This window comes from Neisseria sp. P0017.S009 (assembly GCF_051957375.1).
In the GTDB taxonomy this organism is placed as follows: Bacteria; Pseudomonadota; Gammaproteobacteria; order Burkholderiales; family Neisseriaceae; genus Neisseria; species Neisseria perflava.
Window position 1 is genome coordinate 150,560 of sequence record NZ_JBQCWL010000004.1, and the last position, 14,463, is coordinate 165,022.

The following is a 14,463-nucleotide window of genomic DNA, read 5'->3' on the forward strand; positions in this document are numbered from 1 at the left end:
GATTCAATAAAACGGCATTATAGCTTGATTTTGCACTCGCAGCCTGTTTTGCTTGACCTGGGCGGTTTTCTCCTTTATTATCCGCCCTTCGCCTTTTGATACGAAGCCATCGTCATCCAACCTAAACCGCCGTTTCGGGCGCGTTTCTTTTATTGCTTGCATATTTGCAAAGCCTTTTCTGTGCAGGTTGTCGTCGATGTTAACCACAAGCAAGATGCTTGCGACAACCCTGTAACTTCACATTTCCCGTATCGTTACTTTCCTTTGCTTCAGGTCGTCTGAACTTGTTCAGGCGTGCGCGTTGTTGTCTCTTAGGATAGATATGTCTATTAAATTTGCCGATTTGAACCTTGATAAAAACATTTTGTCTGCCGTAAGCAGCGAGGGTTATGAAAGCCCGACCCCGATTCAGGCGCAAGCGATTCCGTTTGCTTTGGACGGCCGCGACATTATGGCTTCGGCACAAACCGGTTCAGGCAAAACTGCAGCCTTCCTGCTGCCGACTTTGCAAAAACTGACCAAACGCAGCGAAAAACCGGGCAAAGGTCCGCGCGCTTTGGTATTGACCCCGACCCGCGAACTGGCGGCTCAGGTAGAAAAAAATGCACTGGCGTATGCTAAAAATATGCGTTGGTTCCGTACTGTCAGCATTGTCGGCGGTGCATCTTTCGGCTACCAAACCCGTGCCCTGAGCAAACCGGTTGACCTGATTGTCGCCACTCCGGGCCGTCTGATGGACTTGATGCAGAGCGGTAAAGTTGATTTTGAACGTTTGGAAGTGCTGATTCTGGACGAAGCCGACCGTATGTTGGACATGGGCTTTATCGACGACATCGAAACCATCGTTGAAGCAACGCCGAGCGACCGTCAGACTTTGTTGTTCTCCGCCACTTGGGACGGCGCGGTGGGCAAACTGGCGCGCAAACTGACCAAAGACCCTGAAACCATCGAAGTTGAGCGTGTGGACGATCAAGGCAAAATCGAAGAGCAGCTGTTGTACTGCGACGATATGCGCCATAAAAACCGCCTGCTCGACCACATTTTGCGCGATGCCAATATCGACCAATGCGTGATCTTTACATCCACCAAAGCCATGACCGAAGTCATTGCGGATGAGTTGTACGAAAAAGGTTTTGCCGCCAACTGCCTGCACGGCGATATGCCGCAAGGCTGGCGTAACCGCACGCTGATGGACTTGCGCAAAGGCCGCTGCAAAATTTTGGTTGCCACCGACGTTGCCGCACGCGGTATCGACGTACCAACCATTACCCACGTTATCAACTACGACTTGCCGAAACAGGCTGAAGACTACGTTCACCGTATCGGCCGTACCGGCCGCGCAGGCCGCACCGGTATTGCGATTACTTTTGCCGAAGTGAACGAATACGTCAAAGTACACAAAATTGAAAAATACATCGGCCGTAAATTGCCTGAGCTGACCATCGAAGGCATGGAGCCGACACGCAAACGCAAATCTGCCGGCGCTAAACCGAAAGGCAAAGGCGGCTGGGGCGATCGTAAATCCGGCGGCTGGCGCGGCGATAAGAAACCGGCTAAAGAAGGTTTCGGCGGTAAAGCTCGCGGCGAAGGCCATAAAAAAGACGGTTTCAAGAAAGATGGCTTTAAGAAAGATGGTTTCAAAAAAGCTGATGGTTTCAAAAAAGGCGGCGAAGGCTTTAAAGGCAAGCGTAAGTCTAACGACAGCTTTGGCGGCAAACACAAAAGAGGTTGATTTTTTCAATCTTAAGGCCGTCTGAAAAAGACATAAGGGCGTGTGAAGACACGCCCTTTTTTATGGTTTCAAGTTTTCGCATATAAAAAAGCGCGGGATTGATCCCACTCTTTTTTCAGACGGCCTTCTTACAAAGCAGCCAATACGGCATCGCCCATTTCGGAGCAGGAAACCAGTTTGGTACCTTCTTCGTAAATGTCGCCGGTACGCAAGCCTTGTTGCAGTACTTTTTGTACGGCGTTTTCAACTTGTTGCGCGCGGGCTTCGTCGTTCAGGCTGTAACGCAGCAGCATGGCAAGAGACAATACGGTCGCCAGCGGATTGGCTTTGTTTTGACCGGCAATGTCGGGAGCTGAGCCGTGAGATGGTTCGTACAGGCCTTTGCCGTTTTCGTCCAAAGAAGCAGAAGGCAGCATACCGATGGAACCGGTCAGCATGGAGGCTTCGTCGGAGAGGATGTCGCCGAAGATGTTGCCGGTGGCAATCACGTCAAATTGTTTGGGCGCGCGTACTAACTGCATGGCGGCGTTGTCGACGTACATATGGGAAAGCTCGACATCAGGGTATTCTTTGCCGATTTCTTCAAAGATTTCGCGCCACAGTTCGGTGGTTTCCAAAACGTTGGCTTTGCCTACGGAGCAGACTTTTTTGCTGCGTTTTTGGGCAGATTGGAAGGCAACGTGGGCGATGCGGCGGATTTCGCTTTCGCTGTATTTCATGGTGTTGTAGCCTTCGCGTTCGCCGTTTTCTAAAACACGGATGCCGCGCGGTTCGCCAAAATAAATATCGCCGGTCAGTTCGCGTACGATAAGGATGTCGAGGCCGGCTACGATTTCCGGTTTCAAAGTAGAAGCATTGGCCAGCTCTTTATACAAAATGGCAGGGCGCAAATTAGCAAACAGATTCAAGTCTTTACGAATGGCCAACAAGCCGCGTTCAGGGCGCAGCGGACGGTCGAGATTATCGTATTGAGGAGAACCGACTGCACCAAGCAAGACAGCATCGGCTTTACGGCAAAGGTTTTGCGTGAATTCTGGATAAGGATGGCCGTATTCGTCATAGGCTTCGCCGCCCAAAGGTGCGTATTCGTAGCTGACATCCAAACCTTGTTCGATAAGTTTGTCGAGTACACGGACGGTTTCTGCAACGATTTCAGGGCCGATGCCGTCGCCGCGCAAGATAGCGATATGTTTGGTCATTTCGGGTTTCCTTATGAGAAGGTTTTAGGTAAAGGGCAGGTCGTCTGTTTTTCAGACGGCCTTAAATCAATTTGCTCTGAAAACGCTGATTGTACCATTATGGTACTGGTAAAGCTGGGTAGAAATCGCGTAGGCAGAATCTTCAAATGCCTGCAGGGCAATATTCGCCATCGCCTGCAAAGCCTCTTCATCGGACGGGCTGCAAACGAGCAGGGCGTTGCGTGCCGGGACTGCAAAAACAGGGTTGGCCGGCAGCATAGAATCGTCTTTAAGTACTTCGTCCAAAAGCAAAATCAGGGAAGCATCATAGTCGTTATCCAAATGGATTTGAGCCAATGACCAACCTTCAGCATGATGAATTTGGACATGTCCATTCATCTGTTGGCGCAAATTATCCATGGCGGTACGATACAAGGCGTCTTCATCTTCAATACCGGCCTCTTTCATATGCTCACGATTGAGTGTATGCATGGATTCTTCCGTATCCACCATATAAAGCAACATGATATCGCCGGCAATTGGTTTGTATACCAGGTAATCGGCAGGCTCGTCTTCGTCCGTATTTGTAATCAGTCTGACGTTTTCCAGATAAATTGTATTTTTAATCGTCGGAAGAATTTGTTGTGCTGAAACACTGGCATCAGAGTCCTGAAGCTTATCGATAACCGCTAAATTGGCTGCAACAATAGCTTCCAAGGCCTCGGGATTTTGCAGATAACTTGTGTAATGGTTGCTCAAATATGTGCTGAACGATGCTTCATCGTCTTCGGAAAACTGGACAATGATGGGCGAAGACGCAATATTTTCACCCCAGTCGATTTTCGCCTCAAGATCCAATTCTTCTTGGATGCGACGGGCAAAGTATTCGACAAATTCCTGCCAAGTCATTAATTTAGGTTTGGAGCGGAACAACCTGCTGAAAAAAGACATATTGTGTCCTGAATAAGGGGATAAGGCCGTCTGAAAAATTATAGACGTTCGGTTTCAACACGGATTTTAAAAACGACTTTGCGTATGTTCGGCCTGTCGCCAACCAATGGGGCATGCGCATCATTCGGGAAGAATAGCGTAAATTCACCTGGCTCCAAGGTCAGCCAGGTTTCCGGCTCGCAGTCGAAAAATTCGATATCGCGCTTTTCGTTGTAGCCTAAACCGTTTTTCAGACGGCCTCTGTCTATCCAGCCATATGTTTCGCTGCCATCAATCGGCGTTTGAATATCAATATGTTTTAAGTGCGCTTCAGGCTGGGCTTCTCCCTTAGTCCTCATCGGCTCGCTACCGATAAAAATACGGATATTGGGATTCTCGCATGGTACTTGGCCGTCCGGCAGCTTGGCAAAATTTAGGGTCTGCAACAGATGGAAGGCTTCGGCAAAGTCGGGATGCAAGGCAGCGTAGCGGGTGGCATTGCTTATGGTGTCGGTAATCATGGTGTGGTTAGGTAGAAATTAAACTTCAGGATGTGAAGAATACGTTTTAAGGACGCTTTATTGAGATTATGACAACAAGGCCGTCTGAAAGGGCTTTTTATGGAGTTGTGTTTTGCAGATTCAAAGTGGAAGCATAATGTTCAGCAATAGGAATACGCTTGCGGCTGACTTGGTTTATATCGCTGCCTTCTTCAGCCCATAAAAACGGAAAGAACGTGTAAACGCTGTCGCCATTCAAATCATGGATTTCTTCGCGCCAATTTTCCCAACGCAGGTTTTCGTAAAACAACTGTAAATCGCCGGTCAATGCCCAATTTAAGAAGTCGCCATAACCTTTACCGCAATCTTCCCATTCCAGTGTATCCGGTGGTAGGTAGAAAACATTACCTACTTTGCCATTCAATCCTCCGCCATTAATCGCAAAATAGCCTCCAGCAACATCATCGGCAAACAGATAATAGGGAGCAGGGCCTGCTGGCTCGGATTGTGTACGGTTTAGATTCCAACTTCCCAAACCACGAGGTAGCTTCGCGCTGCTAGAACCAAGTATCCGTAACCAGCCGTCATCGATAAGGATACCGCCGGTTTCATAAACGACAGCACCCATAAACGAACGTATCGTTACTTGGGTTTTGACAAGTTCTTCCTTTGCCTTTTCAAGCGTACGTGGCAGAACTTCAACGCTGTTTACCGCTTCTGTAAGCCACTCTTGAATCAATGGCCACGCAGGGTCTTGGGTTTGGATTAATTCGTCGAATGATCTCATGGTCTATCCCAAAACATTCAGTAAAGGCCGTCTGAAACACTTAAATTTTTCAGACGGCCTTTTGTATGTCAACCGTTAAACAGCCAAGGCTGGCTTTGGCGGCGTTTTTCTTCGAAGGCGTGAATTTCGTCAGCGTGTTGCAGGGTCAGGCCGATTTCGTCCAAGCCGTTTAAGAGGCAGTGTTTGCGGTGTTCGGTAACGTCGAATGTGAATGTTTCGCCGCTAGGGGTGGTCAGGGTTTGCTCGGCAAGGTCGATGGAGAGCTGATAGCCTTCGTTGGCTTCAACTTCTTTGAAAAGCTGGTCAACCTGTTCTTCTGTCAAAACTATAGGCAAAAGGCCGTTTTTGTAGCAGTTGTTGAAGAAGATGTCGGCGAAGCTGGGGGCGATGACGGCGCGGAAGCCGTAGTCGTCCAATGCCCAAGGGGCGTGTTCGCGTGAAGAGCCGCAACCGAAGTTTTTACGCGTCAACAGGATTTGTGCGCCTTGATAGCGTGGCTGGTTCAGGGAGAAATCAGGATTCAACGGGCGTTTGCTGTTGTCCATGCCAGGTTCGCCGTGGTCGAGGTAACGCCATTCATCAAAGGCATTGGGGCCGAAGCCGCTGCGTTTGATGGATTTCAGAAATTGTTTGGGGATGATGGCATCGGTGTCGACGTTGCTGCGGTCGAGCGGGGCAACGATGGCGGTAATTTTGGTAAAGGCTTTCATGTCAGATTCTTATAGTAATAATGGGAAATTATTTTATGGCTATTCGGGTTAGCGTGTGATGTGCAAACCGATTCGGTTGCCTTCTGTGTCTTCGATAAATGCTGCAAAGCCGTTGGCAATGCGGAATTTCTCTTGTAACAGTTTGCCGCCTGCTTCAACGGCTTTTTCTGCTGTTTCGGCGCAATTCGGGCAATTAAAGAAAATGGTTGTACCGCCGTGGCCGGGCTGGGCATTGCTGTCGTGCCAAATCATGCCGGCCGTACCGTGTTGGGTGTAATCGGCTGGGAAAATGATGAAACGGAATCCGTTGCCGCCAACGTCTTGCAGGGGCTTACCGAATACGGATTCGTAAAAGGCTTTGGCGCGATCCAAATCATGAGCATGAATACCAAACCAGCTTGACGGATTACTCATTGTTTCTTCCTTTGCTTTGAATCGTGAAAATGTCTGAAAAATTAATAATGTATCAGGCCGTCTGAAACGGAGTCAGGAGCTTCAGACGGCCTGATTTACCGAATTATTCGGTAGCGGCTTCGATTTTTTCTCCAACATGGCTCATGCCGCGGCCTACTGCATTGCCGCCTTTTTTAACGGCTTCGCCGGTTTTGTCGGCAACGTGTTCTGCCGTTTCTTTGGTTTTATCGGCTACACGCTCGGCAGTCTCTTTGGTTTTGTCCCAATTGCGGTTGGTATCGTCTTTTGCACCGGACCAAGTGCTGGAACAAGCTGACAGGATGAGGGCTGCGGCAGCTAATGCAAACAGTTTTTTCATACTAGATTCCTTTCAAGTTATCAATGATTAAGAAGGTTTTCGGACGTTTTTCGCAATACAATAGGAAAACTTACTTGAGCAAGGTATTGTTTCAGACGGCCTGATCAATAAAGGCCGTCTGAAAATACTTTAAGCCATAGTGCGGATATCGGTAAAGTAGCCGGTCACTGCGGCTGCGGCTGCCATGGCAGGGCTGACGAGGTGGGTGCGTCCGCCGTTGCCTTGACGGCCTTCAAAGTTACGGTTGGAAGTAGAGGCACAACGTTGTCCCGGGGTCAGGCGGTCGGCATTCATGGCGAGGCACATAGAGCAACCCGGCTCGCGCCATTCAAAACCGGCTTCTATAAACACTTCGTGCAAGCCTTCTTTTTCTGCCTGCTCTTTAACCAAACCGGAGCCGGGGACAATCAATACGCGTTGTACATTGTCCGCTTTTTTGCGGCCTTTGGCGATAGCGGCGGCTTCGCGCAAGTCTTCGATACGGCTGTTGGTGCAAGAACCGATAAAGACGATATCGACAGGGATTTCGTTTAATGGCGTACCGGCTTCCAAACCCATGTATTCAAGGGCGCGTTCCATGCCGCTGCGTTTGACCGGATCGGCTTCTTCGGCAGGATTAGGCACTTTGCCGCTGATGTCTAAAACCATTTCAGGCGAGGTGCCCCAAGTTACTTGAGGCTCGATGTCTTCGGCTTTGAAGTGGTATTCTTTATCAAATACGGCACCTTCGTCAGACACCAGCGTACGCCAGTACTCGACGGCTTTGTCCCACGCTTCGCCTTTAGGTGCGAAAGGTTTGCCTTTTACATAGTCGATGGTGGTTTGGTCGACGGCAACCATGCCTGAGCGCGCACCGGCTTCGATCGCCATATTGCACAAGGTCATGCGGCCTTCCATAGAAAGGCTGCGGATGGCTTCGCCGCCAAACTCGATGGCGTAGCCCGTACCGCCTGCCGTACCGATTTGGCCGATGATGTAAAGTGCCACGTCTTTGGCAGTAACACCGGGTTTCAGACGGCCTTCAACGGAAATCAGCATAGATTTGGATTTTTTTGCGGTAATGCACTGGGTCGCCATGGTGTGTTCGACTTCGGAAGTGCCGATACCGTGCGCCAATGCGCCGAATGCGCCGTGGGTAGAAGTGTGCGAGTCGCCACAAACGACGGTCATGCCGGGCAGGGTAGCGCCTTGCTCCGGGCCCATAACGTGCACGATGCCTTGGCCTTTATCCATAAACGGGAAGTAGGCGAGTGCGCCAAACTCTTTAATGTTTTTGTCCAAAGTATCGACTTGCAGTTTGGAAATCGGATCTTGGATACCTTTGTCCCAGTCGCCGGTCGGGGTGTTGTGGTCGGCTGTGGAGACCACGCTGTCGATACGCCAGAGTTTGCGGCCGGCCATTTTCAAGCCTTCAAATGCTTGCGGGCTGGTTACTTCGTGAACCAGGTGGCGGTCGATGTAAAGCAGGACAGTGCCGTCTTCTTCTTCGCGGACAACGTGGCTGTTCCAAAGTTTATCGTAAAGGGTTTGTGCGCTCATGATGAGTATTCTTTGCTATTGGTAGGTATGAATGATGGTTTGCGTTTATGGGCGGATTTTAGGCTTTTTATAGGGGCTGCGCAATAGAAATTTGTCCAATTTTTAAAATTTGTCGCAAAGTTTCAAAAACGCTTATCAAAAATTGGACAAATTGTAGAATTGTTAACAAAAAGATGCATCTTATCTGAAAGAATGCTTGTCGAAATGCACTAAAAAGTTCTATCATTCTCACTCAACATCCACACTTACCAAGAGGTATAGAGAATGAAATTACCGGTAATGGCTCCTGAGCATCTGACTCAATTACGGGAATTTGAGAAAAAAGTCCTTGCCAATCATGCCAAAATCGAAGCATGGTTCCGTTCGCATTGGAACGAACACCGTCCGCCGTTTTATGGCTCGGTTGACATCCGTAATGCCGGTTACAAAATTTCATCTATCGATATGAACCTGTTTCCGGGCGGCTTCAATAATTTGAATCCCAACTTTATCCCGCTGGCGGCGGTTGCCGCGCAAGATGCGGTACAGCGCGCATGTGAAACGGCAAAATCCGTATTGATTATTCCTGAAAACCACACGCGCAACACATTCTATCTGCAAAACGTTTACGCCCTCAGCGAGATTTTGCGTTCGGCAGGATACGAAGTGCGCTTGGGCAGCTTGAATCCTGAAGTGACTGAGCCAACCGAGTTTGAAACCGCATTAGGCAACAAAATTTTGCTTGAACCTTTATTGCGTACCCGTGAGCGTGTACATCTTGCCGACGGTTTCTCGCCTTGCGTTGTTTTGTTGAACAATGACTTGTCTGCGGGTGTTCCTGAAATCCTTAAAGGTATCAACCAAACCGTTTTGCCTCCATTGCACGGCGGCTGGACGACTCGCCGTAAAACCGAACATTTCGGCGCGTACAACCAAGTTGCTGCCGACTTTGCCAAGTTGATTGATATCGACGAATGGCAAATCAATCCTTATTTTGAAAAAATCAGCGGTTTGGATTTCCAAGAGCGTGAAGGCGAGGATGCGTTGGCAGACGCGGTAGAACGCGTATTGGCGAAAATTCAAGCCAAATACGATGAATTGGGCATTACCGACCAGCCTTTCGTTATTGTGAAAGCCGATGCAGGTACTTATGGCATGGGCGTGATGAGCGTTAAATCTGCGGATGAAGTGCGCGGCTTGAACCGTAAAAACCGCAACAAAATGGCGAAAGTCAAAGAGGGTTTAGAAGTTAGCGAAGTCATTGTCCAAGAAGGTATTTATACCTACGAAACCATGAACGGCGCCGTGTGTGAACCTGTCGTTTATATGATGGACCGTTTCGTTATCGGCGGTTTCTTCCGTGTACACGAAGGCCGTGGTGCAGACGAAAACCTCAACGCCGGCGGCATGGTATTCGTCCCGCTGTCCAACAGCATCCCCACCGGCAGCGGCGACAATTCCCAAGAAGCGCCCGAAGCCTGCAAGCGCGTATTTGAACAATGGGACTCGCTCGGCATGCCACGTTCTGAAAAAGACTGCGACGTCGACAATGAACACAACCGCCTCTACGTTTACGGCGTAATGGCGCGCCTGTCCTTGCTTGCTGCCGCATTGGAATTGGAGAAAACCGCGCCTCAAGCCTAATAAAGCATAAAGCGTTGATCGATATTGTCAGGCCGTCTGAAAATTTGTTTTCAGACGGCCTTTTCTGTCTGTACAATTCATTCTAACTAAAAAACATGATTTATTTTTATGAGCAAACCAGCCAATCCAGTTGAGACAACCGACAATCTGCAAGACCAAACCATGCAGCGCAGCAATACCGACAATGCGCCGCGTTCTGCTATCCATCAAACCTTGTATTCCGCCGATACCTTTGTTCAGCATGATTATCTTGCCGGAAAAAATTTGCCCGATATTGCCCATCCGCAAGAAGGTCAAATCAACTGGCTGCATTTTGTCGGTATTAATGATGTCGTCTTGCTCAAACACGCGCTTGAACCTTATGGTATTCATGAGCTAGTTATTGAAGATATTCTCAGCCGCAAGCAGCGTCCGAAAATCGAAGACTACGGCAACTATGTATTTACTGCCGCACAGGTATACCACTATACCTCTACGGGCAAACTCCATTCTGACCAAGTGTATGTGATTATCGGCAAAGATTTTGTGTTGTCTTTCCAACAAAAACCGTTGGGCTTGTTCAGCCATCTCCGTCGGCAGATGCACGAAAATCCGCACAATATTTTGAACAAAAATACGGCGTTTCTTGCTTATTGCCTGCTTGACCGTATTGTGGACGACTATTTCATTGTTTTGGAGTCATACAACAACCGCGTCGAAGTCATAGACAAGTCCCTGTTTAAAAATGAAAACAGCGATATTCTCAGTAAGATTCACCGCCTCAAGCGAGATGCCGTCCGTCTGCGACGCACGCTTTTACCATTGCGCGATGTGTTCTATCAACTGGCCGTGCGCGGCGATTTTGCCATTTTCAAAGGCGAGTCGACCGTCTATCTGCGCGACGTGTACGACCACAATATGCAACTTATCGAATCGCTTGATGCCTCGCGTGATATGGTGTTGAGCATGATGGACATTTACCTTTCCTTCCAATCCAACCGCATGAACCAGCAAATGCGCGTGTTGACGGTTATCACCATCATCTTTATGCCGCTGACCGTCATCACCGGCATCTACGGCATGAACTTCGACAATATGCCCGAGCTGCATTGGCATTACGGCTACTTCATGGTTTTGGGTATGATGCTGTGCATTATTATCGGACTGCTGATTTTCTTCTCACGTAGAAAATGGCTGTAAACAGGAAGGCAATGGGTTGAAATTCAACGATTAAAAACGGTAGAATGATTTTGCACACGTGCAGTCTGAAGTTTTCAGACAATTTTAAAATAAATATCAAAAGGAGAATAAACGATGAAACCGGAACGCCAACTACCTTCCCATGAACTGATTATGTCCGAACTGATGATGCCTTATACGGCAAACTTCAGCGGAAATGTTCACGGCGGCGATCTTCTGCGCCTGCTCGACCAAGTAGCATATTCCTGCGCCTGCCGTTACAGCGGTACCTATTGCGTTACTCTGTCTGTTGATAAAGTATTGTTTAAAGAGCCTATTCATGTCGGTGAGTTGGTAACCTTTTACGCCAGTATCAACTATACCGGCCGTACTTCTATGGAAGTCGGTATCCGTGTGGAGGCGCAAAACATCCACACAGGCGAAGTGCGTCATACCAACAGCTGCTACTTCACCATGGTTGCCGTTGAAGACGGTAAGCCGGTTCCTGTACCACCTTTGGAAATCAATACACAGCGCCAACGCTGCCGTTATGAAAGGGCTAAAAAGCGTAAAGAGTTGAGTTTGCAGGCTGCGAACGAAGATTCTGGCTGCAACTAAATTAAATTTATTAAATAACGAAGGCCGTCTGAAATCCTGTTTCAGACGGCCTTCACGCAAAAGCCATAAACCGCTTGTTTTGTGGTAGAATCAACAAGATTTTTGCCATACGAAATTACAGATAATCATGACCGACGCAACCATCCGCAACGACCATAAATTTGCACTCGAAACCCTGCCTGTCAGCCTTGAAGACGAAATGCGCAAGAGCTACCTCGATTACGCCATGAGCGTGATTGTGGGACGAGCCCTGCCGGATGTCCGCGACGGTCTCAAGCCGGTACACCGCCGCGTGTTGTACGCGATGCACGAGTTGAAAAACAACTGGAATTCCGCCTATAAAAAATCGGCGCGTATCGTCGGCGACGTTATCGGTAAATATCACCCCCACGGTGATACAGCCGTTTACGACACCATCGTCCGCATGGCGCAAGACTTCTCCATGCGTTATGTACTGATTGACGGTCAGGGCAACTTCGGTTCTGTCGACGGATTGGCCGCAGCAGCCATGCGTTATACCGAAATCCGCATGGAAAAAATTTCCCATGAAATGCTGGCGGATATCGAAGAAGAAACCGTCAATTTCGGTCCCAACTATGACGGCAGCGAACATGAGCCGCTGGTATTGCCGACCCGTTTCCCGGCGTTGTTAGTCAATGGTTCGTCCGGTATTGCCGTCGGTATGGCAACCAATATCCCGCCGCACAATTTGGGCGATACCATCAATGCTTGCCTGCGTTTGTTGGATGAGCCTGAAACTGAAATCGACGAGCTGATCAACATTATCCAAGCACCCGATTTCCCAACCGGCGCAACTATTTATGGCTTGAGCGGCGTGCGCGAAGGCTATAAAACCGGCCGCGGCCGTGTAGTGATGCGCGGTAAAACCCATATTGAGCCTATCGGTAAAAACGGCGAGCGCGAAGCCATCGTTATCGATGAAATCCCATATCAAGTAAACAAAGCCAAGCTGGTTGAGAAAATCGGCGAGTTGGTACGCGAAAAAACGTTGGAAGGCGTATCCGACCTGCGCGACGAGTCCGATAAATCCGGTATGCGTGTCGTGATCGAATTGAAACGCAATGAAAATGCCGAAGTCGTTTTGAACCAACTCTACAAACTGACCCAGCTGCAAGACAGCTTCGGTATCAACATGGTGGCCTTGGTTGACGGCCAGCCGCGCTTGCTGAACCTGAAACAAATCCTGTCCGAATTCCTGCGCCACCGTCGCGAAGTCGTTACCCGTCGTACTTTATTCCGCCTGAAAAAAGCGCGTCATGAAGGCCATATTGCCGAAGGTAAAGCAGTTGCCTTGTCTAATATCGACGAAATTATCCGCCTGATTAAGGAATCTGCCAATGCGCCGGAAGCCAAAGAAAAACTGCTGTCCCGCCCATGGCGCAGCAGCTTGGTTGAAGACATGCTCAGCCGTACGGATTTAGACCTGCACATGATGCGCCCTGAAGGCTTGCCAGAGAATTTGGGCCTGCATAGCCAAGGCTATTACCTGAGCGAATTGCAAGCCGATGCCATTTTGCGCATGAGCTTGCGTAACCTGACCGGTCTCGATCAGGAAGAAATTGTCGGCGAATATAAAAACCTGATGAGCAAAATCATTGATTTCGTGGATATTCTTTCCAAACCTGAGCGCGTTACCCAAATCATCCGCGAAGAATTGGCAGACATCAAAGCCAACTTTGGCGATGAGCGTCGCAGCGAAATCAATCCGTTTGGCGGCGATATCGCCGATGAAGACCTGATTCCGCAACGTGAAATGGTCGTTACCCTGACTCATGGCGGCTACATCAAAACCCAGCCGACTACCGATTATCAGGCGCAGCGTCGCGGCGGCCGCGGCAAACAGGCAGCGGCAACCAAAGACGAAGACTTTATCGAAACCCTGTTTGTTGCCAATACGCATGATTATTTGATGTGCTTTACCAATTTGGGCAAGTGCCATTGGATTAAAGTGTACAAACTGCCGGAAGGCGGCCGCAACAGCCGTGGTCGTCCGATTAACAACGTTATCCAATTGGAAGAGGGCGAAAAAGTCAGCGCGATTTTGGCCGTCCGCGAGTTCCCGGAAGACCAATACGTTTTCTTCGCCACTGCACAAGGCATGGTGAAAAAAGTCCAGTTGTCTGCGTTTAAAAACGTCCGCAGCCAAGGCATTAAAGCCATCGCGCTTAAAGAAGGCGATTACTTGGTCGGCGCAGCGCAAACCGGCGGTGCGGATGACATTATGTTGTTCTCCAACTTGGGCAAAGCCATCCGCTTTAACGAATATTGGGAAAAATCCGGTAACGATGAAGCAGAAGATGCCGATATCGAAACCGAAAACGAAGATTCAGACGGCCTGGATGATGAAAATGCCGAAAACGCATTGCCAAGCGGCAAACACGGTGTCCGTCCGTCCGGTCGCGGCAGTGGCGGTTTGCGCGGTATGCGCCTGCCGGCCGATGGCAAGATTGTCAGCCTGATTACCTTTGCCCCTGAAGCCGAACAAAGCGATTTGCAAGTATTGACCGCTACCGCCAACGGCTATGGCAAACGTACCCCGATTGCCGATTACAGCCGTAAAAACAAAGGCGGCCAAGGCAATATCGCTATCAATACCGGCGAGCGCAACGGCGATTTGGTTGCCGCAACTTTGGTCAGTGAAATCGACGACCTGATGCTGATTACCAGCGGCGGTGTCCTGATTCGTACCAAAGTTGAGCAAATCCGCGAGACCGGCCGCGCTGCCGCAGGCGTGCGTCTGATTAATTTGGATGAAGGCGAAACCTTGGTCAGCTTGGAGCGCGTGGCCGAAGAGGCTGAAGATGAAGCCGCTTTGGAAAGCGATGCAGCTGAAAACCAAGTGGTAGAAGCTGAAGATACTCCGTCTCAAGAATCTTAAACGTCAATGAAAAAGGC

Annotated in this window: 14 protein-coding genes; 5 read left to right on the plus strand and 9 right to left on the minus strand. The window is 49.3% G+C overall.

Annotated elements, in window-relative coordinates; all coding sequences use genetic code 11:
- Positions 1 to 3 precede the first annotated feature (3 nt).
- Positions 4 to 207 (minus strand): hypothetical protein, encoded by a 204-nt coding sequence (locus ACTHTG_RS06670; RefSeq protein ID WP_004520342.1) that lies wholly within the window; start codon positions 205 to 207, stop codon positions 4 to 6.
- Between the two features lie 115 nt (positions 208 to 322).
- Here ACTHTG_RS06670 and ACTHTG_RS06675 point away from each other — a divergent pair, with 115 nt between their 5' ends.
- The gene (locus ACTHTG_RS06675; RefSeq protein WP_004520343.1) at positions 323 to 1,732 is read left to right on the plus strand and encodes a DEAD/DEAH box helicase; all 1,410 of its coding nucleotides are present in this window, start codon (positions 323 to 325) and stop codon (positions 1,730 to 1,732) included.
- 128 nt (positions 1,733 to 1,860) lie between these two features.
- On the opposite strand, the gene leuB is transcribed toward ACTHTG_RS06675, so the two are convergent.
- From leuB to leuC, 8 genes are all read right to left on the minus strand, one after another.
- Positions 1,861 to 2,931: a 3-isopropylmalate dehydrogenase gene (gene leuB, locus ACTHTG_RS06680; protein ID WP_004520344.1), complete on the minus strand. Its 1,071-nt coding sequence runs from the start codon at positions 2,929 to 2,931 to the stop codon at positions 1,861 to 1,863.
- A gap of 66 nt (positions 2,932 to 2,997) precedes the next feature.
- Positions 2,998 to 3,861, minus strand: coding sequence for a DUF1444 family protein (locus tag ACTHTG_RS06685; protein ID WP_049335226.1), 864 nt, complete (start codon positions 3,859 to 3,861; stop codon positions 2,998 to 3,000).
- 38 nt (positions 3,862 to 3,899) lie between these two features.
- The gene (locus ACTHTG_RS06690) at positions 3,900 to 4,361 is read right to left on the minus strand and encodes a YhcH/YjgK/YiaL family protein (protein WP_049335225.1); all 462 of its coding nucleotides are present in this window, start codon (positions 4,359 to 4,361) and stop codon (positions 3,900 to 3,902) included.
- A gap of 97 nt (positions 4,362 to 4,458) precedes the next feature.
- Positions 4,459 to 5,127 (minus strand): DUF2625 domain-containing protein, encoded by a 669-nt coding sequence (locus tag ACTHTG_RS06695; RefSeq protein WP_049335224.1) that lies wholly within the window; start codon positions 5,125 to 5,127, stop codon positions 4,459 to 4,461.
- Positions 5,128 to 5,195: 68 nt separating this feature from the next.
- Complete coding sequence (leuD, locus tag ACTHTG_RS06700) at positions 5,196 to 5,837, minus strand: 3-isopropylmalate dehydratase small subunit (RefSeq protein ID WP_063067850.1); 642 nt, start codon at positions 5,835 to 5,837, stop codon at positions 5,196 to 5,198.
- Positions 5,838 to 5,885: 48 nt separating this feature from the next.
- The gene (locus ACTHTG_RS06705; RefSeq protein WP_440360585.1) at positions 5,886 to 6,251 is read right to left on the minus strand and encodes a VOC family protein; all 366 of its coding nucleotides are present in this window, start codon (positions 6,249 to 6,251) and stop codon (positions 5,886 to 5,888) included.
- A gap of 103 nt (positions 6,252 to 6,354) precedes the next feature.
- Positions 6,355 to 6,609 carry a hypothetical protein gene (locus tag ACTHTG_RS06710; protein WP_049335219.1) on the minus strand — a complete coding sequence of 85 codons (255 nt, stop codon included), beginning with the start codon at positions 6,607 to 6,609 and terminating at the stop codon, positions 6,355 to 6,357.
- 129 nt (positions 6,610 to 6,738) lie between these two features.
- Positions 6,739 to 8,148 (minus strand): 3-isopropylmalate dehydratase large subunit, encoded by a 1,410-nt coding sequence (leuC, locus tag ACTHTG_RS06715; protein WP_049335217.1) that lies wholly within the window; start codon positions 8,146 to 8,148, stop codon positions 6,739 to 6,741.
- Between the two features lie 264 nt (positions 8,149 to 8,412).
- Between leuC and gshA the strand changes: the two genes are divergently transcribed.
- The 4 genes from gshA (at position 8,413) to gyrA (ending at position 14,446) form a co-directional block, all read left to right on the plus strand.
- Positions 8,413 to 9,771: a glutamate--cysteine ligase gene (gene gshA / locus ACTHTG_RS06720; RefSeq protein WP_004520351.1), complete on the plus strand. Its 1,359-nt coding sequence runs from the start codon at positions 8,413 to 8,415 to the stop codon at positions 9,769 to 9,771.
- Positions 9,772 to 9,879: 108 nt separating this feature from the next.
- Complete coding sequence (corA, locus tag ACTHTG_RS06725) at positions 9,880 to 10,950, plus strand: magnesium/cobalt transporter CorA (protein WP_004520352.1); 1,071 nt, start codon at positions 9,880 to 9,882, stop codon at positions 10,948 to 10,950.
- A gap of 114 nt (positions 10,951 to 11,064) precedes the next feature.
- The gene (locus ACTHTG_RS06730; RefSeq protein WP_003686444.1) at positions 11,065 to 11,547 is read left to right on the plus strand and encodes an acyl-CoA thioesterase; all 483 of its coding nucleotides are present in this window, start codon (positions 11,065 to 11,067) and stop codon (positions 11,545 to 11,547) included.
- A gap of 127 nt (positions 11,548 to 11,674) precedes the next feature.
- The gene (gene gyrA / locus ACTHTG_RS06735; protein WP_440360584.1) at positions 11,675 to 14,446 is read left to right on the plus strand and encodes a DNA gyrase subunit A; all 2,772 of its coding nucleotides are present in this window, start codon (positions 11,675 to 11,677) and stop codon (positions 14,444 to 14,446) included.
- Positions 14,447 to 14,463 lie beyond the last annotated feature (17 nt).